Source organism: Methanobacterium lacus (assembly GCF_000191585.1).
Classification (GTDB): Archaea; Methanobacteriota; Methanobacteria; order Methanobacteriales; family Methanobacteriaceae; genus Methanobacterium_B; species Methanobacterium_B lacus.
In genome coordinates this window covers 658925-682320 of record NC_015216.1, presented here as the reverse complement: position 1 = coordinate 682320, position 23396 = coordinate 658925, and the positions used below count along the sequence as shown (strand labels likewise).

The 23396-nt window shown below is 38.0% G+C and carries 27 protein-coding genes, 1 tRNA gene and 1 other RNA gene; 6 read left to right on the top strand and 23 right to left on the bottom strand.

What is annotated here, in order from left to right:
* Positions 1–20 precede the first annotated feature (20 nt).
* The 3 genes from METBO_RS03615 to ffs form a co-directional block, all read right to left on the bottom strand.
* Entirely contained in the window at positions 21–908 is an 888-nt protein-coding gene (locus tag METBO_RS03615; protein ID WP_013644312.1) for a DNA-3-methyladenine glycosylase family protein, read from the bottom strand.
* Between the two features lie 24 nt (positions 909–932).
* Positions 933–1017 (bottom strand) — tRNA-Ser (locus METBO_RS03610).
* 140 nt (positions 1018–1157) lie between these two features.
* An RNA gene (gene ffs / locus METBO_RS13165) (signal recognition particle sRNA) lies at positions 1158–1472 on the bottom strand.
* 138 nt (positions 1473–1610) lie between these two features.
* Here ffs and METBO_RS03605 point away from each other — a divergent pair.
* The 3 genes from METBO_RS03605 to METBO_RS03595 all read left to right on the top strand — a co-directional run bounded on the left by METBO_RS03605 (position 1611) and on the right by METBO_RS03595 (position 4479).
* Positions 1611–2594, top strand: a complete 984-nt coding sequence (locus METBO_RS03605; RefSeq protein WP_013644311.1) for an inorganic phosphate transporter — start codon at positions 1611–1613, stop codon at positions 2592–2594.
* A gap of 223 nt (positions 2595–2817) precedes the next feature.
* Positions 2818–4038, top strand: a complete 1221-nt coding sequence (locus METBO_RS03600; protein WP_013644310.1) for an FprA family A-type flavoprotein — start codon at positions 2818–2820, stop codon at positions 4036–4038.
* 27 nt (positions 4039–4065) lie between these two features.
* On the top strand, positions 4066–4479 hold the full coding sequence (locus METBO_RS03595) for a hypothetical protein (RefSeq protein ID WP_013644309.1): 414 nt from the start codon (positions 4066–4068) through the stop codon (positions 4477–4479).
* A gap of 42 nt (positions 4480–4521) precedes the next feature.
* Here METBO_RS03595 and METBO_RS03590 read toward each other — a convergent pair whose 3' ends face one another.
* The 7 genes from METBO_RS03590 to hdrC form a co-directional block, all read right to left on the bottom strand.
* Positions 4522–4920, bottom strand: coding sequence for a CBS domain-containing protein (locus tag METBO_RS03590; protein ID WP_013644308.1), 399 nt, complete (start codon positions 4918–4920; stop codon positions 4522–4524).
* On the bottom strand, positions 4907–5806 hold the full coding sequence (locus METBO_RS03585) for a 2-phosphoglycerate kinase (RefSeq protein ID WP_048186516.1): 900 nt from the start codon (positions 5804–5806) through the stop codon (positions 4907–4909). The genes METBO_RS03590 and METBO_RS03585 overlap by 14 nt, the downstream gene beginning before the upstream one ends.
* A gap of 224 nt (positions 5807–6030) precedes the next feature.
* Positions 6031–6702 carry a metallophosphoesterase family protein gene (locus METBO_RS03580; RefSeq protein WP_013644306.1) on the bottom strand — a complete coding sequence of 224 codons (672 nt, stop codon included), beginning with the start codon at positions 6700–6702 and terminating at the stop codon, positions 6031–6033.
* Positions 6703–6793: 91 nt separating this feature from the next.
* Positions 6794–7336, bottom strand: coding sequence for a DUF2096 domain-containing protein (locus METBO_RS03575; protein ID WP_013644305.1), 543 nt, complete (start codon positions 7334–7336; stop codon positions 6794–6796).
* On the bottom strand, positions 7333–7599 hold the full coding sequence (locus METBO_RS03570; RefSeq protein WP_013644304.1) for a DUF749 domain-containing protein: 267 nt from the start codon (positions 7597–7599) through the stop codon (positions 7333–7335). The genes METBO_RS03575 and METBO_RS03570 overlap by 4 nt, the downstream gene beginning before the upstream one ends.
* 157 nt (positions 7600–7756) lie before the next feature.
* Complete coding sequence (gene hdrB, locus METBO_RS03565; RefSeq protein ID WP_013644303.1) at positions 7757–8653, bottom strand: CoB--CoM heterodisulfide reductase subunit B; 897 nt, start codon at positions 8651–8653, stop codon at positions 7757–7759.
* 12 nt (positions 8654–8665) lie between these two features.
* Positions 8666–9634, bottom strand: coding sequence for a CoB--CoM heterodisulfide reductase subunit C (gene hdrC, locus METBO_RS13905; RefSeq protein ID WP_227717240.1), 969 nt, complete (start codon positions 9632–9634; stop codon positions 8666–8668).
* 276 nt (positions 9635–9910) lie between these two features.
* Between hdrC and METBO_RS03555 the strand changes: the two genes are divergently transcribed.
* On the top strand, positions 9911–10642 hold the full coding sequence (locus METBO_RS03555) for a tRNA guanosine transglycosylase family protein (protein ID WP_013644301.1): 732 nt from the start codon (positions 9911–9913) through the stop codon (positions 10640–10642).
* 127 nt (positions 10643–10769) lie between these two features.
* Here METBO_RS03555 and METBO_RS03550 read toward each other — a convergent pair whose 3' ends face one another.
* From METBO_RS03550 to METBO_RS03540, 3 genes are read right to left on the bottom strand one after another with little or no spacing between them, the layout of a single operon-like run.
* A complete protein-coding gene (locus METBO_RS03550) occupies positions 10770–11345 on the bottom strand; it encodes a class I SAM-dependent methyltransferase (RefSeq protein WP_013644300.1) in 576 nt (191 codons plus the stop codon).
* A 29-nt stretch (positions 11346–11374) separates the two neighbouring features.
* Positions 11375–12622 carry an ABC transporter permease gene (locus METBO_RS03545; RefSeq protein ID WP_013644299.1) on the bottom strand — a complete coding sequence of 416 codons (1248 nt, stop codon included), beginning with the start codon at positions 12620–12622 and terminating at the stop codon, positions 11375–11377.
* A 2-nt stretch (positions 12623–12624) separates the two neighbouring features.
* Positions 12625–13563: an ABC transporter ATP-binding protein gene (locus tag METBO_RS03540; RefSeq protein ID WP_013644298.1), complete on the bottom strand. Its 939-nt coding sequence runs from the start codon at positions 13561–13563 to the stop codon at positions 12625–12627.
* Between the two features lie 202 nt (positions 13564–13765).
* On the opposite strand from METBO_RS03540, the gene METBO_RS03535 reads away from it, so the two are divergent.
* Complete coding sequence (locus METBO_RS03535; protein ID WP_013644297.1) at positions 13766–14029, top strand: hypothetical protein; 264 nt, start codon at positions 13766–13768, stop codon at positions 14027–14029.
* Between the two features lie 46 nt (positions 14030–14075).
* Here METBO_RS03535 and METBO_RS03530 read toward each other — a convergent pair whose 3' ends face one another.
* On the bottom strand, positions 14076–14984 hold the full coding sequence (locus METBO_RS03530) for a DNA adenine methylase (RefSeq protein ID WP_013644296.1): 909 nt from the start codon (positions 14982–14984) through the stop codon (positions 14076–14078).
* 11 nt (positions 14985–14995) lie between these two features.
* Complete coding sequence (dph5, locus tag METBO_RS03525; protein ID WP_013644295.1) at positions 14996–15787, bottom strand: diphthine synthase; 792 nt, start codon at positions 15785–15787, stop codon at positions 14996–14998.
* A gap of 138 nt (positions 15788–15925) precedes the next feature.
* On the opposite strand from dph5, the gene METBO_RS03520 reads away from it, so the two are divergent.
* Positions 15926–16948 (top strand): class I SAM-dependent methyltransferase, encoded by a 1023-nt coding sequence (locus tag METBO_RS03520; protein ID WP_013644294.1) that lies wholly within the window; start codon positions 15926–15928, stop codon positions 16946–16948.
* Here METBO_RS03520 and mtnA read toward each other — a convergent pair.
* The 8 genes from mtnA to mmp3 all read right to left on the bottom strand — a co-directional run bounded on the left by mtnA (position 16945) and on the right by mmp3 (position 23386).
* Complete coding sequence (gene mtnA, locus METBO_RS03515; RefSeq protein ID WP_048186338.1) at positions 16945–17874, bottom strand: S-methyl-5-thioribose-1-phosphate isomerase; 930 nt, start codon at positions 17872–17874, stop codon at positions 16945–16947. The two genes, METBO_RS03520 and mtnA, sit on opposite strands and share 4 nt — an antisense overlap.
* A 116-nt stretch (positions 17875–17990) precedes the next feature.
* Positions 17991–18842 carry a radical SAM protein gene (locus tag METBO_RS03510; protein WP_013644292.1) on the bottom strand — a complete coding sequence of 284 codons (852 nt, stop codon included), beginning with the start codon at positions 18840–18842 and terminating at the stop codon, positions 17991–17993.
* Entirely contained in the window at positions 18835–19392 is a 558-nt protein-coding gene (locus tag METBO_RS03505) for a methanogenesis marker 17 protein (RefSeq protein ID WP_013644291.1), read from the bottom strand. Before METBO_RS03505 ends, METBO_RS03510 begins: the two co-directional genes overlap by 8 nt.
* Entirely contained in the window at positions 19389–20621 is a 1233-nt protein-coding gene (locus METBO_RS03500) for a methanogenesis marker 15 protein (RefSeq protein WP_013644290.1), read from the bottom strand. Before METBO_RS03500 ends, METBO_RS03505 begins: the two co-directional genes overlap by 4 nt.
* Positions 20614–21099, bottom strand: a complete 486-nt coding sequence (locus METBO_RS03495) for a methanogenesis marker 5 protein (protein ID WP_013644289.1) — start codon at positions 21097–21099, stop codon at positions 20614–20616. The genes METBO_RS03500 and METBO_RS03495 overlap by 8 nt, the downstream gene beginning before the upstream one ends.
* Positions 21065–21448, bottom strand: a complete 384-nt coding sequence (locus tag METBO_RS03490; protein ID WP_013644288.1) for a DUF2111 domain-containing protein — start codon at positions 21446–21448, stop codon at positions 21065–21067. Before METBO_RS03490 ends, METBO_RS03495 begins: the two co-directional genes overlap by 35 nt.
* Entirely contained in the window at positions 21445–21870 is a 426-nt protein-coding gene (locus tag METBO_RS03485; RefSeq protein ID WP_013644287.1) for a methanogenesis marker 6 protein, read from the bottom strand. Before METBO_RS03485 ends, METBO_RS03490 begins: the two co-directional genes overlap by 4 nt.
* Complete coding sequence (gene mmp3, locus METBO_RS03480) at positions 21848–23386, bottom strand: methyl-coenzyme M reductase-associated protein Mmp3 (protein WP_013644286.1); 1539 nt, start codon at positions 23384–23386, stop codon at positions 21848–21850. Before mmp3 ends, METBO_RS03485 begins: the two co-directional genes overlap by 23 nt.
* Positions 23387–23396: the final 10 nt, after the last annotated feature.

Here is a 23396-nt window from a genome sequence, read left to right as displayed (position 1 = left end):
CCTTTTTTTTAGAATATATTTTAGCAGCCTGATCTCAAGTAGTACTCCCAGTAGCCTGGAAATTCCTTATATTTTTTTATAATTTCATCCAGTTCATTTGATGCTGTTGATCCATAATGTTTTTCAACACAGCCTCGGAGCATCCTGTCTTGGGTGTAATCTTCCATTCTTCCAAGACCCCTTATTAATTCAAGATGCGCTGACCATTCGCCTACACCTTTAATATCCATTAACCAGTTTTTAACATCTTCCAATGGACCAGTTCTTAGAAATTTCTCATCTACCGAACTGAAAGCTTCTGCAGCATTTAATAGGTACTCTGATTTTCTTTTGTTTTTGATAATGGATATCAACTCATCCAGGTCCATATTTTTTACCTGGTCTGGAGAGGGAAATGCTTGGAAAGTATGGCCCTCAAATTCAATGTTGTTTCCAACATATGCGGTTAATTTTTCCTTCATTTTTCTGGAAACATTCATTGAAATCCGTTGGCTTAAAATTGCCCATCCTACAGCTTCAAATGGTGTTAAAAATTTAACTTGATGCAGTCCATGGAGATCATCTAATATTTCTTTAAAAACGTCATCAGATCTTGCTAATTTATAAAAAGGTTTAAGATCATCATCTAAACTTAAAAAAAAGGTCATTCTATCAATTACTTTGTCCACGGTGTTTTTATCAAGCTGTTCTGAGAAAAGTTGGTAGTGTAAAACAGGATCTTCCACAGTGCCTGTTGATTCTATCTTGAATCCAACGGTATTTTTAAGTTGTACTGCAGTTTTAAGTTGATTTTCAAGTATCACGTAGTCGTGACTCGATGGAAAAAATTTATCAATAAAATTAAGTGACTGTTTAAAATCAAAGGGATCTTCAGGATAAAGTTTACCTTCATTTGTTTGAAGCTTCATTTTTATCACTTAAGATAAATAGAGCGCCGGGGCCGGGATTTGAACCCGGGTGATCCAAGGGATCAGTGGATTAGCAGTCCACCGCCGTACCAGGCTGGGCCACCCCGACAAAAATTTATTTAAGTATAAAATTTATTTTTATGATCGTGAATTTGTCTCCATGACTTAAGACACGTATTGGAAACATTTATCCATTCATGGTTAAAAAGGTTTTGGATTTTAGGTTCTATGCTTTGAACCTGTGATTATTAATGGGCATGTTCAAGAGTGGACAGGCCTCGCGAGAGTTGGTGATCCAGAAACTCGACTCCACCCCGTTGCTCCGCAAGCATCAGCTGTCCACAGTAGAGCTGCTTCTTTCCAGACCTGACCCGTTCCCATGGTTAAAACAGTTAATTCCGGCCCTACAGCCTAAATCCTGCTACCACTGATCCTGTGGGACGAAGTTTCGACATCGAACAACTGGGCCAAAACCCGATTGAACTGCCGCCTCTTGAACTTCGACCGCGCCGATAGGGGATATGCGCTTACAGAGGACCCCTAACCCTCCAGTCTAGCCCAATAAAGATTTAGTTTTAGTAGTATTTGAACCTTGCGATCAATCTGAATATTTTGTGAAAGATTTCAACGAATTTAAAGAATAGGTAAATAACAGGTTTGATTAAAAAATCTTTTTATTAGGGTATTAATAAAATACTATACATGGATTGGTTATTGATAATAGGCGTTATTACCGCCATGTACATGGCTTTTAACATTGCAGCCAACGATATTGGAAATTCCATGGGTACCGTTGTTGGAAGCGGAGCCCTTACAATGCGTAAAGCACTCATAGTTGGAGCTTTGTTCGAATTTTTAGGTGCTATGTTTCTGGGTAGTAGTGTAATTAAGACCGTGGGAAGTGGGATTGTACCCCTAGAATTTATGACTGGTTTAGGTGCGTTTATAATAACCATGTCTGCAGGAATATGGATAACAATTACCCTAATTAAAAAAATACCAATTTCTGGTTCTGATGCCATCGTGAGTTCTGTGCTTGGTTATGGTTTGGTTTATGCAGGTGTGAATCATCTTAACTGGGGTACAATTGGCTTTATTATGGCAAGCTGGGTAATTTCACCGTTGATTGGTCTGGCATCGGGATTTTTAGTCTACTACCTTCTAAAACTGGGAATTTTAAACAGGATAAAAAGCAATATCGGAGCTAAAGATCGTGCTGAAAAAGTATTTTCATATCTTCAAATTGGAAGTTCTTCCTTTGCTGCATTGGGGGTTGGAGCCATAGATATTGCGGCTGCAACAGCTGTGCTCTATGTTACTGTTGGTGCCACAATTGGATTTTCAATTAAATTTTTAGGAGCCATAGCTTTGGTGTTTGGTATTCTTATAGCAGGAAACAGAATTACAGACACCATAGGAAGAAGGATTACTGAGTTGGTTCCAACTCGTGGTTTTTCAGCACAAATTTCAGCAGGCAGTATTACACTACTCTTTGCATCCATTGGGATGCCCATCTCTCCTACTCAAACCCTTGTGGGTTCAGTGATAGGTGTGGGTATGGCAAGGGGAACTTCAACAGTTAAACTCGATGTCATCAAACATATCGCCACCACATGGGTGATAACCATACCTGCTTGTATAGCAATATCTGCAACATTGTACTTCGTAATCAATGCTATTTTCTAATTTTTGACTGTAACCAGGTTTTCATACGGTTTGATACGAACAGAACCATCCTTATCCCAATTCAGAAGGATTAAACTGATAATATAAAGATATGTTGCCTTTTTTAGTAAATTTAGACTATTTTTAATCTTTTAAAAGAAATTAAAACATTTTTAACCAAAAAAATATATAGAATCAAGTAAATAAATTTTATACAGAAATTAAAGTGTGAGGTGTTAAAAATATGAAGGCAAATGCAATAAAAATTACTGAAGGAGTTTATTGGGTAGGAGTCCTTGATTGGGACTTGCGGGATTATCATGGTTACACATTAGATGGAACTACTTACAACGCTTACCTGGTATTTGGTGAGAAAGTTGCACTCATCGACAACACCTATCCTGGAACCTCTGCCCAGCTTTGGGCTAGGATGGAAGATGCCTTTAAAAAGGAAAACAGGGAATTTAAACTGGATCTAATTATTCAGAACCATGTTGAAAAGGATCACAGTGGTGCTCTCGCCGAAATCTGCAGAAAGTTCCCAGGAATACCAGTTTACTGTACAGCTGCAGCTGTTAAAGGTCTTAAAATGCATTACTCTTCCCTTGAGGATGTTAATTTCAACGTTGTTAAGACTGGGGACAGTTTGGATATAGGCGGTAAGGAATTCGCATTTTTAGAGGCACAAATGCTCCATTGGCCGGACAGTATGTTCAGTTTGCTATTGGAAGATGGGATACTATTTTCAAACGATGCTTTTGGTCAGCACCTCTGTTTCAAGGATCGATACGATACCGACATATCTGAAAATGTGCTTATGCATGCTGCAGCCAAGTTTTATGCCAACTTACTAACCCCATTATCCGGATTGGTGTTGAATAAATTCAAACAAGTAAATAGCTTGGATTTACTTGGCAAAATTCAGATGATTGCTCCATCACATGGTCAGATCTGGACAGATCCCATGAAGATAATTGATGCCTACACAGGATGGGCCACTGGAAAATGTTCCAACAAGATCACACTGGTGTACGACACCATGCATGGATCCACCCAGCTCATGTCCCAGGCATTTGCAGAGGGGATAATGAGTGAAGATGTTGATGTTGCCATGCACTTCCTACATTCAGATGAGAGAAGTAACATAGTTACAAACATTCTAGACAGTAAAGCAGTTGTTTTTGGTGTGCCCACCATGTTCAACCAAGTTTATCCTAGTATTGGAGACCTAATATTCTACTTGAAGGGCCTGAACTTCGCAAGAACTGGATTAAAAAGAAAGGCAATCACCTTCGGATCCATGGGATGGAGTGGAGAAGCACCTAAAATACTGGCACAGGAACTTGAAAACTGTGGATTTGAAGTTGTAAACCAGATGAAGGTCAACTACAAACCATCAGAAGATGAACTTGAAAAATGCTACGAAATGGGAGTGGATCTAGCAAAACTAGTCAAATCCCAATAAATACATCTTTTTTATGGGGGTATGTAAATGAAAAAAATAGAATTTGAAAGTCCTCTTGATTCGAGGAAAAAATTGATGACAGTTCTGTTCTGGATAAACAGAAAAGCGGCACGTACAGAAGGTTGTGCCCCTTTCTTGATCAAAAAAATTGAAACAAAGGACAAAACTTACATTCCAGAGGGTACAAAACTGCTTAAATTAACAGACCCAATGATAGATGATATAATTGACTCAATAGAAACTAAAAATCCTGTAAAATTCGAGATTCAAATGGGATCAGAGTACATAAAAGCAGAACTTCATGAAGATGCCTTTTGCGTAAAAACTGAACACAGCGGAGAAATTGAAGAAGAAATAGTAGAAAAATTGGGCACAGAATTAAATAAAAAGTTTCCAAGCATCTGCGAGTCTTTTAAGCCCCGTGTAACTCCAAACAGTTAAAGTTGGTTTCTTTGAGTTTTAATTCTTTCAATTTTTCTATTTTTAACTTTTAATTGATTTTATGATGTCACCATCGGAAATGATTCCCTTAATTTTATCTCCAGAACATACAACCAGCTGATTGATTATTTCCTCGTCTGATCCATGTTCATTCATCTTTTTCACAGCTGTTAAAAGATCGTCGTCAGGTTTCACACACACAACATCAGTCACCATAACTTTCTCAACAATGGTTCCTATCTCGTACTTGTCAAGAACCAAGTTGTGTCCTAAATCTGTGGCAGTTACTATTCCCATAAGTTTATTGTCTTCAACAACTGGTAACGAACTGATCTTATGCTTCATCAACTTCTCGAATGCAAATACTACATCCTCAGATGGTGAAACTGTTATGACTTTACTGCTCATCACATCTTCAACTTTTAACTCATTTAACATCATCATCACTTCCATAGGTCTTTGTAATTGTTTCTATTATGGAGTCTATCGTGGTCGTAACATCTATGTTTTCAATAACCGGAACATGATACTTGTTAGCCTGGCTTTCGAAATATTTATGAGTTCTTCTTATAGCTCCAAAGTAATTCATGTATCTCTTAAGTGGTCGTCTAGCCCATTGTTGTCTGCATCTGGAATAGAACCTTCCCTTGTGAACTTCTTCATCTTGAAGTGTTAGTACGAACATGTTCACGTTGTGTTTCTTCACTAGATCTTCACTGATAAAACCAGGAACAATATGAACACCCTCGATCACTATACTTATTCCTTCCTTGAGGGATCTTTCAATCACAGCTTCAATACCCACACTAACAGTATCAACATGGTCTCTAAATCCAATTAATACCTCATCCAACTCTGGTGGTGGTGGAATTCTAAGGGATCTGTAGGCTGTGTAACTGGATTCATAGATGGTGGGTAGAAGTTCCTTAGACACTATCTTTCTCATTACTTCCCTTATCATGTCTGTACTGATCATGTTCCTTATTCCGAGCCTGTTTGCAACCTCAAATGCAATCGATGAAGTTCCAACACCAGAAGACCCTCCAATAAGTATGATCAATGGTTCATCACATCTTCTTATCCTTTTCCAAAGCCCATATTTTTCGGCTATCTCTCCACCTTCGCCCCTGAGTTTTTCACGAACAATAACGATTAAATCATCAAGATTGATGACCTTCACACCCTGTTCCATCAAATCTGATTCTATCTTGGATGCAAAAGTGTAAGCCCTGTCTGGGTCCATTTCAGCCCTTGTTAAAGACCTTGAAAGTACACCCTTTGAAAATGGTTCCCTGTATACCTTTCCACCTACTTGACCTTCAACCATTATCTTTTTCAATCTCTCACCTCTAAAAAAATTAATCTGGGACAAAGATGAATTAAATATCCATAAACTCACTATTCCTTTGTAAACAAGTTATAAATTATTTTCTATTTGTTATTATCCAAAGCAATAAATAGATCAAAGCTATTTGAAACCATAATAATGTTAAATTATGGCTTCAAAATGGACTTAAACTTCATATTGAACACTAATCATCAAAATTATACTCATATTTCAATTATTTTAGATTCAACCTTGATATCATCCTCATTCGAATCATCAATATTGATCATGCATGCATATCCACCTGCTGTCATTCCAGGATTTATGACTTCTGTTTCACCAATTTTATCGGTTGCAATTGATTCATGGATATGGCCACAAACATTGATAGTGGGCTGTGACTCTTCAATAATTTTCCTTATGGATATGCTTCCAACATGATCCCCCGAAGGCAGAACATCTACTTTAGTATCAACTGGAGGTGCATGCGTCACAAAGAGTGTGACTTTACTGTCCTTCACCTCTTCAAGAGCCTTCTTTGCATTTTCGTATATTTCCACCTCATCAAATTCAAGGGGTGTCTTAAATGGTGTTGGGTTTGAACCTCCAAATCCACATATTCCCACGTTGTTGATTGTAACGCTCCTACCATGTATGTTGATGGCATTGGAATTGTCCATATTACCGTAGAGTTCTGCAGGATCGCAGTTTCCAGGTATGGCCAGGACAGGTACATCAAATGAAGCTATTTCATTTAAAATTTCTCCTGCGAGTTCTGGTGGTCCGAAGTGTGTGATATCACCTGTTAAAATGACCAGATCGACTTGATTATTTTTTAGAAATTCGATTACTTTCCCATACTTGCCATGAATGTCACTGAAGGCTACGATCTTCATGAAAATTTTCTCCCTAGATTAATTATGAGTTAAATATCTTTTTTGTATAAAAAAAATTTGTTGTTAAAAAAATTAGAAAAACTTCCCTGCTTCAAACAGGTTCTATCTGTTCCTTGAAAAATGATGAAATTTCCTTCAAACTTTCCTGAATGTTGGCTTTGTCCCCGTATATCACTATGAGGGTATCTGTTTGGAATTCTATTATCACGTTATGGTACTCTGCAATTTCTTGCAATCTTTCTTCATGAATAGGTGCCTTGAACGTTATTCTAACCATAGAAAATCCTGGAGGTGCACCAACAACAAATTTAGATTTCTCTTGATGGGCATCGTAGATCTTTTCACCACGAGATGCTTTGGTTAACTTTTCTATCCATTTCAACCTGTACTCTTTGCCTTCATTCTCTGCAAGATCCAGTAATTTATCTTGAACAGCATTTATAAAGTCATTGATCCTTTTTAATTCCTTCATCCTCTCAGGATCAGCAGGGTTTACTTTATAAAAATTTATTGTGGTCTTGGCCATCCTGATATCTTCGGGTATCGATGGATCAATTTCCACGTTTTTCTTTCTTAGATCAGTCAACAGTTCTACAAGTACCATCCAAGTTTGTTCAAGGGGTAAATCATTCATAAATGTCCTTCCAATATTTTTTTGGTGTTGTAATTGAGTTCTGCATCCACTTGTTTGAGCTCCTCATTTATCTCAGCTATTGTTTTGTAGGAATCCAAAAACAGAACATGGAAACTCTCAGTACCTGCAATGTTTAAAATTGCTATTTCATCATCATCTTTAACGGTTCTTTTCTCCATCGTAGCTTTGTGCTGTGCAAACGGACCGTAATTTTCTGGTAGTTCTTTAAATTTAAATATTCCAACCAAACTTGCAACGAACAAAAAAAACACCTCGTTTTTTTGAATTAAATAATTTTATGAATATGTATTAAAAACAGATCAATATTAGTTTTTTTAAATTAAAGTGTTTTACTATTTAAAAACAGGTAAAATCAGATCAATGATGCTAAACTAAAAAAAAATTTTAAATGGAGAAAATTTATTCTCCACCAGTAATTTCATCAAGCTTTTTAAGAGCTGGGTCTGTGCTTGTTAAATGAGCATCGACTGTTAACTCTTCGCTTTTGAGTCCCATTGCAAGACCGTATAGCTGAGCAAGGTGGAATACTGGAATTGCGAAGTCTGTTCCGTATTTCTTGTTGACTTCTGTCTGACCAACATCGAACTGTAGGTGGCAGAATGGGCAAACGTTTACAATTGCGTCTACTCCAGCAGCTGTCATGTTGTCGAGTTTTTCCTTGGTGTAATCTAGTGTAACGTCTATGTCACGGGAACGTAGACCTCCACCTGCACCGCAGCACATCATTTTGTCTTTGTATGCTATGGATTTTGCACCGGTGATTTCAACGAGTTCGTCAAGAATGGTTGGTTTCATTGGGTCGTCGATGTTGATTTCAGCGCTAGGTTTAAGGAAGTGGCAACCGTAGTGAACTGCTACATTGAGGTTTAATGGTTTTTCAACAGATTCTGATAATTTGTCGACACCTACTTCGTTGTATAGAATTTCAGCAAAGTGTCTTACGTTTACTTCACCTTTAAATTCTCTTCCAGCTTCAGATAAAACTCCGTTTATCTTTTCTTTCATTTTTTCATCTTCTTTGAGAAGATGGTTGGTTTCATAGAGTGAACCGAAACATCCGTTACATTCTGTCATGATGTCAGAATTCATATCTTCTGCTATGGTGATGTTCCTAGCTGCTATTGCAGCCCATGTGGTTTTATCAAAAGAACCGAAAACACCTGGTGCTGGGCAGCAGGAAGCTCCTTCCATATCATTGAGCTCTACACCGAGCTTGTCAAACATTACTCTGGTAGCCTTTTCAATTCCAGGGTACCTGTTGTTCATAATACATCCTAAGAAATATGCAAATGCCATTGTGATTCCTCCTTATTCTAGCTCCGCTTTATCCCAGTTCCAGCCGATTAAGTTGTCAAAACCTGTTGCTTTGACTATTTTCTGTACTTCCTCTAATGCTTCAGGGAACTGATGGGTTGTTGGTGGTAATTCACCTAGTCCAACGCTTTTTCTTAGTGCCATGGTTGCATCGTTAATTGGAACTCCGTGTCCTGTTTTTATAACGAAAGAACCTGTCATTTTGTGTGCTGGTGCCATGTATCCTGCCTGTGCAGCGAAGTTTCTCACTGTTTTTACAACGTCCACGATTTTGATTCCTCTTGGGCATCTTTCTTGGCATTCGTAACAGGTTGTGCACATCCATATTGTGTCGTCAGCTATGACTTCTTCTTTGAGTCCCATAACTGATTTTCTAACAACGTTCCTTATCTTGTAAGGTGTTCTTCTTCCAGAAGGACATGCTCCTGTACATGTTCCACACTGGAAACATAGTGCTACTGATTCCGCACCTGCGTCCATGACTTCGTTTTTGAAATCTGGATCAATATTTTCACGGGTTATCACTTCTTTTTCTCTTCCTTCGAGTAAAGTCATTTTACCACTCCTATCGGTTTTAGATTCTTCAGATTTTTTTATTTTTTCATCTGTTTTTGAAGCTTTAGATTTAGCATCTTCAGATATATCCTTGGCTTTAGATTTAACATCTTCAACCTTGGATTTCACATCGGTAGATATGTCTTCCACTTTAGATTTCACATCACTAGACACGTCTTCGGTTTTAGATTTTATTTCTTCAGCTTTGGATTTTACATCTTCTTTAATATCTTCTGCTTTAGATTTAACTTCTGTAGCCTTGGATTTCTGTTCTGGTGCTGTACTCTTAACTTCAGTTTTAACAGTTTTAGTGCTCACTGGAGTTTCTTCCGGTGTAGCTTTAGAAGATTCAGGCACTGGTTCTCCCTGAGGAGTTTCTGTTTTATCTTCTTTTTCGCCACTTAACATATTTTTTAAGCGTTTTAATGTTTTCATCTATTTCACGCCCTGATCAGATGACCATAATTGGCAAATTCTGAAAACTTGTGATTTTCATATCGTAGGTTTATTCTGAGTATATATAAAGGTTCGGTGAAAATCCATAACTGTAACCTTTTAGGTTACACTTTGGATGGGATGATCAGAAAATACATTAAACTTGAAAATTAAAGATTCAAATAACATTATTTAATACAGCAAACAAAAAATTTATTTTATTCAATCTTACTAGAATCTGTGATCGATATGATAGAAATTAAACTGCATGATGGGCCAGCAAGACTTGGAAAGTACATCAAAATGGACACTCCAAATCTAATTAAATCAGACAATTCATTGAAAATATTAAAAGATGAACCTATGCCATACAACGTTCCAGAATCCCTTGCTGAATGGTCAGTTAATAGTACACTGGAATATGCAAGGAACTCCGAAGAAACAGGAATTGGAGTGGTGCACGGATCTAAATATTCTGATTTAAGAATTAAATGTGCTTTAGAACTGGAAAAATTAGGAAATTCTATCTTAATGATTGCGAATCCTGAGTCATTAATTGAAAACTCGAGGGATCTTGTTGAAATCATTGCAAAACTTCGTGAATACATCAACCCCAACACAGGAATTTATTTCCCATTTGCTAAACCCTCCTACATGCCATTTTTAACCTACCTCGGTGTTGATTTCTTTGACAATGTTGCAGCTGATTACTACGCAGAGTTAAACACCCTTTTAACATCAACACAACAGTACAACTTAGATGTTTACAAACTCTACGACATGGATCTCGAAGAACTTACAAATTACAATAGGAATACCATTGAATTTACATTAAAAGAGATACAAGAACATATAAAAAATGGAACCCTCAGAAACTTGGTTGAGGAGAGAAGCTGTTCATCACCAGAACTCATGACTGCTTTAAGGCTGCTTGACAGGGATCATTCGGATTTTGTTTCAAGTTACACCCAGCTCTACTAAAACATGACTACTCATGCATGATGTAGATACTAAAAATTCTTTAAAAAATCTTTTTTTTTCAAACATTTTTTTGTATATTTCTTTTTTTAATCTAAAAAAAATAGAGAATAAAAAAAAAGGAAGGGCTTCAATCTGTTTTTTGCCCCACAACTATGTAATGTAACGTTGCTATCTCTTGAGATTTTACAACTTTGTAGCCATGTTTTGAAAGTATTTGGGAAACATCTGAAGGATGTAGCCTCACATCAAATGGTGGTCCCCTTTCACCTTGTACCTTTCTAAATTCTACAACAGCAAATTTTCCATCCTTTTTAATGACTCTGTTTATATTTTTGAGTACTGTTTCAAGTTCTTCATCTCCAAATCCATGTAGGACGTTGGACATTAAAACAGCATCAACAGAATCATCATCAAGGGGGATGGAATCTGTTACATCTGCAAGGATGGGTTCTAAATTTTCAATGCCCTTCTCTTTGACTTCCTTAGCAACACCCTCAATGGATTCAGGATACACATCCAAGGCAAATATTTTTCCATTGGAACCAACTAGTTTTGATGCCTCTATGGAAACGTAACCATCTCCACAGCCTGCATCTAAAAATTTATCACCAGATTTTAAATTGATTACATCCAATATTTCTTCTGCACCAAGGATATCCCTAGATGTTTTACCATGATGCCTGTGAACATTTTCTTCTGACATTGCATATCATCCCTTTATTTTTTTATAAATTAACTATCTGCTCTTAAACGTGTTCTTGAGTATAAAAAGACTCCTATTATGAACAAGATCACGGTGAGTACAAGGCTCAGTTCTATTTGGACGGCCACAGCATTAAATCCTTCACCGTACAAAAGAACACCCCTCAATGCATTTAAAGTGTGTGTCCATGGTATTAATTCATATACCTGGAATGAATGACCTAAAACCGAAATAAACACTTGAGGTAGTGGGAAAAATGCACCTACAAGGAAACTTATTGGCACCACAATGAGGGTTCCCAAATTCGCTGCTTGTCTATCGTTTTTAGCAAATGATGCTATAATCATTGCCAATGCAATTGAGGCTACTCCACCTATAATACCGATTATGGTGGCCAAAATAACTGAATTAATACCTCCCTGCCAGTGAAGTCCTAGGAGGACGGCTACGATCAAAAGTATCACAACTTGTGCACCTGCAACCAGAGACCATGGTATTAAACCTCCAAATAGAAGATCAAATGACCTCATCTTAGACATTTTAAGCCTTTCAAGTGTTCCACTCTCAACTTCTCTGGTTAAAATCGCTGCTATGGTAGTTGCCAGTAGTAAAATTGCAAACACCATCATACCTGGTGCTAGGAAATCGAACTGAGTAAACGATTGTGTTCCACTGATTCCTTGAACAGTGATGTTCACGTACTTAACTGGTTCTGCTCCTGGTGTTCCTGCGATTTGGTTCTTGTAATAAGTTACTGTGCCAGTTTGATACCCTGTTATTACTGTGCTCAGCGCACTTTCAGATGCAAAAAAGTTGCTGTAACCTTCATCACCACGAATTATTGGACTGGATACTGTGTTGTTTATGTTAGCTGTTAACCCTGTGCTGTTGGCAATTTGTGATGCCATGGAAGCAGAGAAGTTGCTTGGAATTATCAGTTCAGCATCTATTGTTCTCTGTTTCAGTAGTGAATCTGCCTGGGTTTCCGAGGTTTCAGTGACGTTGAAGAGTTTAACATCGCTGTTGTCATATGATGTTTCTTTAATCAGATTTGTGAGGTTGTTTCCAAAGTTAAAGTTTTCTCCAGTTGGTATTATGGTTCCTTCATCGTAGTTAACAATTGCGATGTTATGGGGTGTGTTTTCCTGTCCCATACCTCCAAATGCAAATCCAAAGATCATCATGAAGAAAATGGGAAATAGTAAAATGAAAAACAGTCCCCTTTTGTCTCTGATAAGTTCTTTAAAGTCCTTAACTGCAATACTTGTAAATTTCATTTTTATTCCCTCAATCCTGTTCCAGTAAGGTCAATAAATACATCTTCAAGTGTATTTTGTCGTACAGACAGATCATCAACCCTAAGATCTAATTTTTCAACGAGTTTCATGATCTGTGGCAGTTTTGAAACCGCATCCAATGCCCTTATATTTATTCTTCCGTCTGTTTCAACCACTGAGATGATGTCTTGAATTTCCTTGAATTCTTTTATGAGTTCAAGATTTTTAGACGGATCAGACAGTTTGACATCTACAATGTCCCCTTCACCAATTTCTTTCTTAAGGTTTTCAGGGGTATCCAACCTTATGAGCTTACCATGGTCCACTATTCCTATCCTGTCACTTAAACTGTCTGCCTCATCCATCAAATGTGTGGTGAGGATGACAGTTTTTCCCTGAACATCACGCATGGAACGTATGTAATTCCAAAGTACACGTCTTGATTGGGGATCCAAACCTTCAGATGGTTCATCTAACACCACAACATCAGGTTCATGCACAACAGAAAGGGCCAAGTTCAACCTCCTTTTCATTCCTCCTGAAAGGTTTGAAACAACGGTGTTTGCCTTGTCTGTAAGGAAAAGATCCTTTAAAAGCTCATGGATCCTCTGGTCTTTAACATCCTTTGGAACTTCGAACATGTCTGCCATGAGACTTAAACTTTCCTTGCATGTTAAATGTTCCCATAACATTAACTCCTGAGGACATATGCCAATTTTACCCTTTTCAATCTGTTTAATATCAGTACCATCTATCAGTATGGTTCCACTGGTTGGTTTAAGCAATCCCACCATCATTCTAATGGATGTTGTTTTACCCGCACCATTTGGTCCTAAAAAACCAAAAACCTCTCCTTTTCGAATTTTGATGTTGAGCCCATCCACTGCAGTGAGATCATCAAATTTCTTGGTGAGATCAATGGCCTCAATCATATAATCCATTGACTAATCCTCCCTTTTAAAATAGAAACTAATTCCTCAAGTTCCTATTATTCATCACCATAAACCAAATTTCAATATTATTTCAAATATTAATATAGCTTTACCAATTTAAAAAGTTTAAATTGTCTTGTAAAAACTGGAAATTCTTCACCAAGTTATTAGTCCTATGAACATCAAATTATTATAAAGGAAGTGATCCAAAATGATTGAAAAAATTGAGATTACAACTACAAGCGGCGATGTTCACAACTTCAAAAAAGGAGAATTCGGTGTTGAATCCATCGAAATTGATGAACTACGGGGATTGATAGAAATAAGTTATGGATCAACAGAGGGAGGGAAAAAATACGTTTTCATCCCACTGCCAAGCGTTGAAAAATGCGAATTCTTAGATAAAGAAGTCAGCAACCCTCAAGACACATCCATTAAAACCAAGGTTACAACGGCTAAAACCGAGGAAAAATAATATTCTTTTTTTTTATACAACATATATTTCAAGTCCAAAAAAAAATTTAATAATTGGTGATGATCAGCTCGTTTATTAGGCCCCTTCCAGATGCATTGCTGTTTATGTTTCTCTTGGCAGCGACACGTTCTATTTTGAAGTCCTTGTAAAGTTCATCAAAAAATTCATCTTCAGCATCATAATTTTTGGGATCAGAATTACTGAGCATGAGACAAGCCCCTAAATCGTTCATTTCACTGTAAAATGATGCCAATTTAATTTGATCAATGTCATTAAAACCTTCCTTACTGTAACTTGTGAAGTTGGAGGTTCTGTTAAGTGGTCTGTATGGAGGATCTAGATAGACGAAAGTGTTTTCATGCACATACTTTCCAGTTTCTGTGAAATCAACACAGAGGATTTCTGTATTTTTAAGGGCCTTATTCACCAGCCTTATATTTTCTGAATCACATATCGTGGGATTTTTGTAGCGTCCAAATGGTACGTTATATCCTCCCTGTTTGTTTTGCCTGTACAATCCATTGAAACATGTCTTATTCATAAAAATTAGGTAGGAAGTTCTCTCAACCCAACTTTCGTTGTAGTTTAAAAAGTCCATATCCATAAATCTGCTGTTGTATTCCTTTCTCATGTAGTAGTAGTTTTCTTTTCTACCATCTTCATCCAAGTTCAGGTGATGTTCCTCTAGGTTTTTGAGCAGGTCTATAAGCTCTTCATAGTCGTTTTTTATCACTTGATAGGCCATGACAAGTTCCCTGTTTATATCGGACAGCACTGATTCCTTTAATTTATAATTTTTTTTCAGGTTGAAAAACATGGCACCACCACCTACGAAGGGTTCAACATAGGTTTCGATGGTTTTGTTTTCAATAATGTGGTTGGGAAGTCTCTGGTTGAACTCTGGGAGCAACTGACTTTTACCGCCAGCCCACTTTAAGAAAGGTTTAGTGCACACATCATCATTCCCTAATCAATATCTTCAAACAATTCTTTCGGAGCATCTGCAAGTTCGACTAAAGCTTCAGCTTCCATAAAATGGAGATCTGCAGGTATCATCAGGCAGTGTAATGGTCCTCCAAAGTCTTGATTGATCAAATTTTTAATTTTATCTGCCTTCACAACTGGTTCATCAGAACCTGCCCTTGCAACAACCACAGCAACAGAATCTTCGGTGGTCACATTCTCGTTCTTTATGGATTCTACTTGAAGCAAATATTCGAGTGCTTGATTTGCTGTCATGTACCGATCTTCATGGGCACGTATGTCTAAAAGCACAAGTGTATGAAGATTTGATTCCATGTTGGCTTTAATTGCCATATAAGGTGAATGTGGGAAGTAATTTTTCTCTGTGAATGGTACTGTAGTGACCTTTCCAAATTTGTAAGCCTGCAGACCTGCTATGCCCGGAGCTGCTGAGAGTATGGAAGAAGCGTGGATTACATTGGTTTTAATTCCCATTTTTCTGGCTTGAATTAACATTTCTGAATGGGTGGTGGCAATTAAAGGATCTCCCGCTATGAGAAATGCCACATCGTCAACTTCTGCCTTTTGAATTGGTATGTTTCCCTCTTCAACTTCTTCCCTTGTTAAGACTTGTATTTCTTGTCCCACAAGTTCTTCTAAGTTTTTTATGTTTCCTCCAAACAACTTAGCCGTGTAAAATTCTGCGTAAATATGATCAACCTGTTTAAGGGCTATAAGCCCCTTCAGGGAAATATCAGTTTCATGGTAGAGTCCAAGCCCTATGAAGTAAATCATTGTTGTATCACCTTTTTCTTTTTATTCTGGTAATTGATGAGTGTTAGTTTTTAACTCTAATTAACAAATTAAATAATCATATCTATTAATATTAAGATTACTGATTATAAATTAACGAATTTTTTTACGAGGAAATAAATGTTGGGTTTAAAGGTTTCTAAAAATAATGCGGATGAAATTCGAAGGACGTTGCTTAAAAATTCTTTAATTGATCTGGGCTGGAAAATTAAAACATCAGATGAGCATGTTTACATTCCAATCAACAAAGTTCCAAGTGAGGATTTAATTAAAGAGCTGGATGGATTTGAAATTGAAGTTGTTGATACTGACTTCAAGATCCATAAAAAACATCCCAAGAGCTTCAAGGACTACCTGAAAAATACTGTTGAAGCCGATAAAGTGGATGAAATTAAGAATTCATTTGACATCATGGGTGATGTTGTTGTACTGGAGATTCCTGATGAATTTGAAGCAGAAAGATTTCTGATTGGAGAAGCTGCTTTGAAGTTTACCAAAAGAAAGGCAATCTACCGTAAAACCAGCGAGATAAAGGGAGTGATCAGGACCAGGGAACTGGAACATATTGCTGGAGAGGATGTTTCAGAGACTGTTCACAAAGAGTTCGGTTCTAGAATCATGCTGGATGTTCGAAGGGTTTACTTCAGCCCCAGACTTGCTACCGAAAGAAGAAGAGTAGCAGAACAGGTTGAGGACGGGGAACTCATCATTGACATGTTTGCTGGAGTGGGTCCTTTTCCAGTAACCATTGCCAAGGATCATGATGTGAAGATATACGCTGTGGACATTAACCCTGCAGCCCATCATTATATCAAAAGAAATATTGAGATTAACAAGTTGAAGGGAGAAATAATTCCCATTTTAGGTGATGTTAAAACTGTTCTAAATGATTTAAATTTATCTGCAGATAGGATAATAATGAATTTGCCTGGAACTGCGTGTGATTTCCTTTCTACTGCAATTAATTCCCTTAAAAGTGGTGGTGTTCTGCACTACTATGAATTTGCTTCGGATTACAAAGTTCCTGTTGAAAGAATAGTTGAAACAGCCAAGCCCAGGAACGTTGAAATATTGAATGTGAGAAAAGTTAAATCAAGAAGTCCTGGTGTTTGGCACATGGCTGTGGATGCTAAAATAGATTAGAAGGGTTTTAAAATTCCTTCTTCAGTTATTATTCCAGTTATAAGATCTGAGGGTACTATGTCAAATGCTGGATTTTCAACTTCAGTTCCTTCTGGAGCCACCCTTGTACTTCCAAAGTAGATAACTTCTTCTGGATCCCTCTCTTCTATTTCAACATCAAAGATTGAATTTTCCATGTCAAACGTGCTTTTAGGTGCTGCAACGTAGAATGGTACATCAAATCTTTTAGCAGCTAAAGCAACCATCAAAGACCCAATTTTGTTTGCAACTCCACCTTTAGCAATTCTGTCGGCTCCGATAACTACTTTGTCTATCATTCCCTTCTGCATAAGATGTCCTGCTGCACTGTCAACTGCCAGTCTAACTGGGATGCTTTCCTGTTGCATCTCAAAAACACTTAAACGTGCACCTTGACATAGGGGTCGGGTTTCATCACAAATTACATTGATATTTTTTCCTTCTTCCTTTGCTGCTCTGAAAACTCCCAGTGCTGTCCCATAATCTACACATGCCAGTGCACCGGCATTGCAGTGTGTTAGTAGTGTGTCTCCATCATCGATTATTGAAGCTCCGTATTTTCCAATTTTTCTGTTGGTTTCAACATCCTCATCGTACATGAGCATTGCTTCATCAAGGGCGGAGTCTGCATTTAAAACTCTGTCAACAGCCCAAAACAGATTCACAGCGGTTGGTCTAGCTGCTTTTATTTCTTTGGCTGCTGTTTCCATGTTTTCACCTGCAAGTTCGGCTAGTGCCATTGCAAAAGCTGCTGAAACACCTATTGCAGGAGCACCACGCACTTTCATTGTTTTTATGGCATCTATCACATCATGATAGTTTTCACATTCATGGTAAACAATTTGGTCAGGCAGTAGTGTTTGATCTATTAAAAATAGCTTGTTATCTTTCCAGTACATTGTTTTCAAATTCGTCACATCCATTGTAAGACTAATTAGTTTATTTCTTTAAAAAAAATAGTGGGGTTTAAAAAAAAAATATTTAAATTGGATATGATATCCTTTTTTTTATCATTTCCAACCATCTAAAAGTGGCTTGCTGGAGTCATGTCAAGGTGTTTGTCCTCTTTACCAGGTACTCCATATGCATCTGCTCTGCATTGTGTACATGCTCTGAAAACAGGAATTATTTCCTCAACAGCATCCCTAACCTCACTTAATGCTGCGCAGTCAGGTTTTGGTGTGTCCTTAAATTTGTGCATTGGGATTAATGGGATCACATTCATGAGTGATGCACCTTGTTCTTTAACCTTTCTTGCAATGTCTAGGATGTGTTTATCATTTACTCCAGGTATTAGTACTGAGTTGACCTTAACAACAACTCCATTTTCTGCAAGTTTTTTTATTCCTTCCAGCTGGTTTTTGACGAGTACGTTGAAGCCTTCTTCTCCCTTGTAAAGCTTCTTGTCGAAGTAAACATTTGAATATATTTGAGTACCTATCTCTGGATCTATGGCATTTACAGTGACTGTTACTGTGTTTATGTGAAGGGCTGCTATTTCATCTGCCTTTTCAGGTAGTAACAGTCCGTTTGTACTCATACACTTGATGAGATCTGGGAACTCTTCATCCATCCTCTTGAAAAATTCAAAGGTTTCCTCATTAAATAATGCATCTCCAGGTCCTGCTACACCAACAACTGCTATTGGCATTTCTGTTGTAACCTTTCTTACGTGTTCCACTGCCTGATCTACTGTCATTACTCTTGACGCTACTCCAGGTCTTTGTTCGCATTTGTTTATTTCTCTGGTACAAAAATTACATTGAATGTTACATTTTGGAGCGATGGGCACATGTATTCTGCCTACTTTATCATGCATTTTCTCGTTGAAGCAGGGATGTACCTTAGTTATGTGTGCAAATCTTGATTCATTCATTTTTAACCTCCGCTACAATTTCCTCAGTTTTTTTAATCCATTCATCCTTCATCATTTCATCGGTACATGTTAATGCAATTATATTTCCTTCTGATCTGTGATCTATGACCCTGAATCCTTCAGGTATTATTCTAAAGATTGCATCGTAGATCTTCTCTTTAAGATCGTCCCGGGGGTCCAGGACAATCATTCCAGGGATTTCTGTTTTAGGATCGTCCACAATAACCTCGAATCTGTTGGGTTGGTGTACCTTATTTCTTCCTTCAGTTTCCCATAGTTTTTTTAGAAGATCAGGTAGGTAGTTTTCATCGATGATCTTAATGAACATTTCGTTGCCTGACTTGTTGTACTCAAGTTCTGCCATGTCTTCTATGAGAATTGGAGGGGATGCATTTTCAAGTTTAACCACAATGATAAACAGGGGTTCCCTTGGATCCACGTAAACCCTCATGTCTCCAATTGAACGGGATACTTGTACCTCCTGAAGTATGTGTTTTACAATCATTTCGTATACTTCAGCACCGTTTTGATCGTAGCATTCCACCTTCATTTCTTGACTCCCAATCCAGATACCAAGAGTGCCGATCCAACTGCCCCTATGTACTGGGAATATTCTGGTACAATAACTTCAATTCCTCCAAGAACTGTACTTACAGCCTCCACAAGACCTCCAATCAGCGATGTTCCCCCCACTTGAATCAGGGGTTCCCTTAAATCAATTTCTTGGAGCTGCTGTTCATAAACCTGTTCAGCTACAGAGTAACAGGCTGCTGCAGCTACATCTTCCTTGGATCCTCCGGCTGCAAGGGAAGTTACAAGATCCTGTATTCCGAAAACAATACAGTAACTGTTTAAAGCAGCATTTTTATAATTTCCCTTGAGTGCAAGCGGACCTAACTCACTTATATCAACACCTAACCTTCTGGATGTCATTTCAAGGAACCTTCCAGATGCACCGGCACATATTCCACCCATGGTAAAGTTGTCTGGAATTCCATCGTTGACTGTGATAACCTTGTTATCCATTCCACCAATATCCAAAACAGTGGCTTCACCCTTCTGCTTACCAGCAAGATAAACAGCACCCTTTGAATTGACACTTAACTCTTCCTGTATGAGCTGCGCATTCAACTGATGTCCTATTCTAAGCCTTCCATAACCTGTTACACCAATACCTTCAATATCATCCAACTTGTAATCAAGACCTTCCAACGCCTGATTCGTGGCTATGTTGGCAGTTTCAAGCACATCTGCTGTTGGTAACCATCCAGTGCCTATTACTTTGTTGTTCTCCATTAGAACTGCTTTAGTTGTTGATGAACCAGAATCTATACCCAACGTGAGTCCTTCCTGTTTTTCACGTGCAAGAAGACTTTTCCTTGCAACAATGGTGGAGAGAGCTTCCATTCGTATAAATAGTTCATCTGCCTTGGTACGTTCTGTAAATGAGTAGGTAACAACTGGGAGGTTGGTGTTGTTCTGGATGAATCTTCTTACCTCATTTCTTACGAGGGCACCTTCTGCACATCTGAAACAAGTGGCTATAAAAACAGCATCTGCATCTGTTTTACCCTCTACAATTGAGGTTGCCCTGGCTATCATGAGCCTGATTCCGGTACTTGCTGCATTAAAACCAAATTTTTCGTAGGCTTCATCTATGTAATCAAGATCTGCTTCTGGAATGATGATCTCGGCTCCAAATGTTTCTGCAGCCTTTTCAATCTCCTTTTGAACACCACTGTAATCTGTTCCACATGAAATTTGAGCTATTTTAACCATTTTTATCCTCCAACGGTTCTAAACTATCTAAAAATGTGTTGATTTTGTTTACAACTTCCATTGTTTCTTCTTTGGTGGTTGGATAATGCAGTTCTAAAAGTGGAATTCCTCTCTTTCTTAAGTAGAACATGGAAAGTTCGTTGGTTCTGGCACAGCCAATACATCCAAAACCAAATGGTGCATCTTCCATAATAATAGCAGCCTCAGCTGCTTCTATCAAAGGACCGAATATTGCCATTCTACCCCTTACTCCAGATGGTACTTCAATTGCTGCATATTTAAGTCCTTTAATAGGTTCTTCTTCTGTTATGTTGAGTGGTGGTGAATCTATTTCCACATCAGTAACCCTTTTTCTTATCTCTTTTTGAAGAACAAGAGCTTCATGCCCCTTTCTTTCGACAAGATCCGCTAGTATTAGGGAATTGGGCGGGAATATTGCTATTTTAATAAAATTCCCCCTTTGTATTATCAGGTTCATTTTGTTCAGGTCGCCTAGTCATCTCCATGATATCACTATAAATTCCTTTGGTTGTATCTATAACACCTACTGCAGCTATAACTTCATTATTTTCTATTAATGGAACTACAATAACTGGAGTTCCTTTGTAAGGACCATCTTGAGGTGTTTCATTGGATATTTCACCTTCTAACAGAACTTTTTCAAGAATTGGCCCTGTATAATCAGTTTCTAAAACTTTACCTTCCTCTATTCTAACTCCGCCAAATTTTTGGGTCCTCATGGTTATTGGAAGTCTGTTAACAAGTTCGTGTATGGCCATTGCAACTGGCACAATTTCTTCCCCTGTGGATGAATTTGTAAGGTTCATTTTTCACACTCCTTCACAACTTCTTTAAATGTATCTACAGGGACTTTTTTGGGCTTTTTAAGGCTGACTTTGTGGGGGTGTTCCAGTGCTTCACTCACGAAACCTAAAAGTTCAAATTCCTTTTCAAGTTGGTGAAATCCTTCCCTTGCCCCTCCTCTTTTAGCCCTGCATCTTCTGGGATCACCAGGTGGAAACCCTCTGTCTTTGGTAAAAATATTACAGTAATCCAGATTACGAGCCTTTTCAACTGCCTTGTCAACTGCAGATTCCTCTCCATTAACTACTGCACCATAACATGTGGATTTGATGGTTATTGGAAGTTCCATCATGTGGAGTTTTCTAACCAGTTCCGTCTGACTTATATTTGCAGATGGCCCCAGTATGATCATACGAGTGATCTTAGAACTTTCGTCTTGCAACATAAACTGTTTCACCTTCCTTGAACTTTTCAAGATTCTCTAGACCCTTAACTACCTTTCCTATTATGTTGGTGCCCTGGAATGGTTCTCCAGTAGGTCCGAATTCATCGTTGTCTTCAAACCTGACACCCACAACACCTATCTGTCTACGGGACATGTTGGTTATTCCTATTTCACCGGCTTTAACACATTTTATAGGGTTGTTTTCTGGTACGAGTCCCTTGGATTCCTTTGAATTTCCCCTGAACATCATGACCTTCATTCCAGGGAATGCGAACATCACATTCAACGAACCAACAGGAGCATCAAGCAAACCTGTGAGTTTTTGGAAGTACCATGAAGATTTTGGAGTTTCTTCGTTGAGTTCTATGTATATCATTTCATCTTCAGGCACACCAGTTGTGACTACTTCGCTTTTACCTATGATGTCCATGGTAAATTGAGGATCCTGCTTAACAACCACTGCCTCATCATCACTTGATCCATTCCTTATCTGTTTAATTCCCTGGGATTCCAAAAATTCTCCTGCTTCCTTCTGGGTCATTGCAAGTGTCATTATCCTCTCTGGAACAGTTTTTACAGTGATTCTATCTCCCTGGTTTGCAATATCCATGAGTTGAATTCCCTTGGTTACCTTACCAACAATTGTGTGGGTTGGTGTGGATACCCTATCCTCTCTGTAAACATATATTCTTCCAACACCTTTACCACTGTTTCTGAGGGTTACTGTACCTCTTCTTCGCTGATCAATGTACTCAGGATCCTTTTCCAGACCCTGCAATCCATAAAAACCTAAAAATGATTCAGATTCGTAATCCACATCTAGTTCTCCCCTTTCAGTGAGGGCAAAAAACTGATCAACTGAACTAGGTGATTTTTTTTCTGGTTCCATTAGTACGTAGGTAAATATTTCGTTTCCATCTGAAATTAATGTTTCTAGTTTGGTTACTGCCGCACTTTGAACAATGCTTTTCCTTTCTAAAACAGGCTTAACAGACTTCACCACATCGTCGTCTGTGAGTTTCATTATTGTCCTTTTACCGCCGACAACCCTTGCAAAAACTCCGTTGTTTTCCGCAGGTGCACCGTAAACACTTTTATGTTTCTCTTTGCTGAATATTATGTGAGTGGCATCGGCTGAAAATCCTGAAAGACTTAAAATAACATCCCAACTCAAGTACTCGTGTTCATCCTTAGTTGGTGTGAGTTCTGTTTCAACAGGCCCTAAACTGACCTCGTTGGTAGTTGTCCATCGTATTCTTAATCCTTCAAATTCCCGGTAATGATTCTTCCAAGTGTTAAGAAGAATTTCAGGACAATCTTCCAGGAGTTCTATGATTATACTGCCCTTGGTGGTTTTAAAACTATACTTATTAACGTGTTTTTCAAATTCTTCCTTTCCCTTTATTACACCCAGTACACATCCATCCAAATAGGGCGATCCAGAAGCTTCAATTGCATCCTTGATATTTGAACCTTCAGGAAGTGTGAATTCATCTCCATTAACCTTTACACGCATTATAACCTCT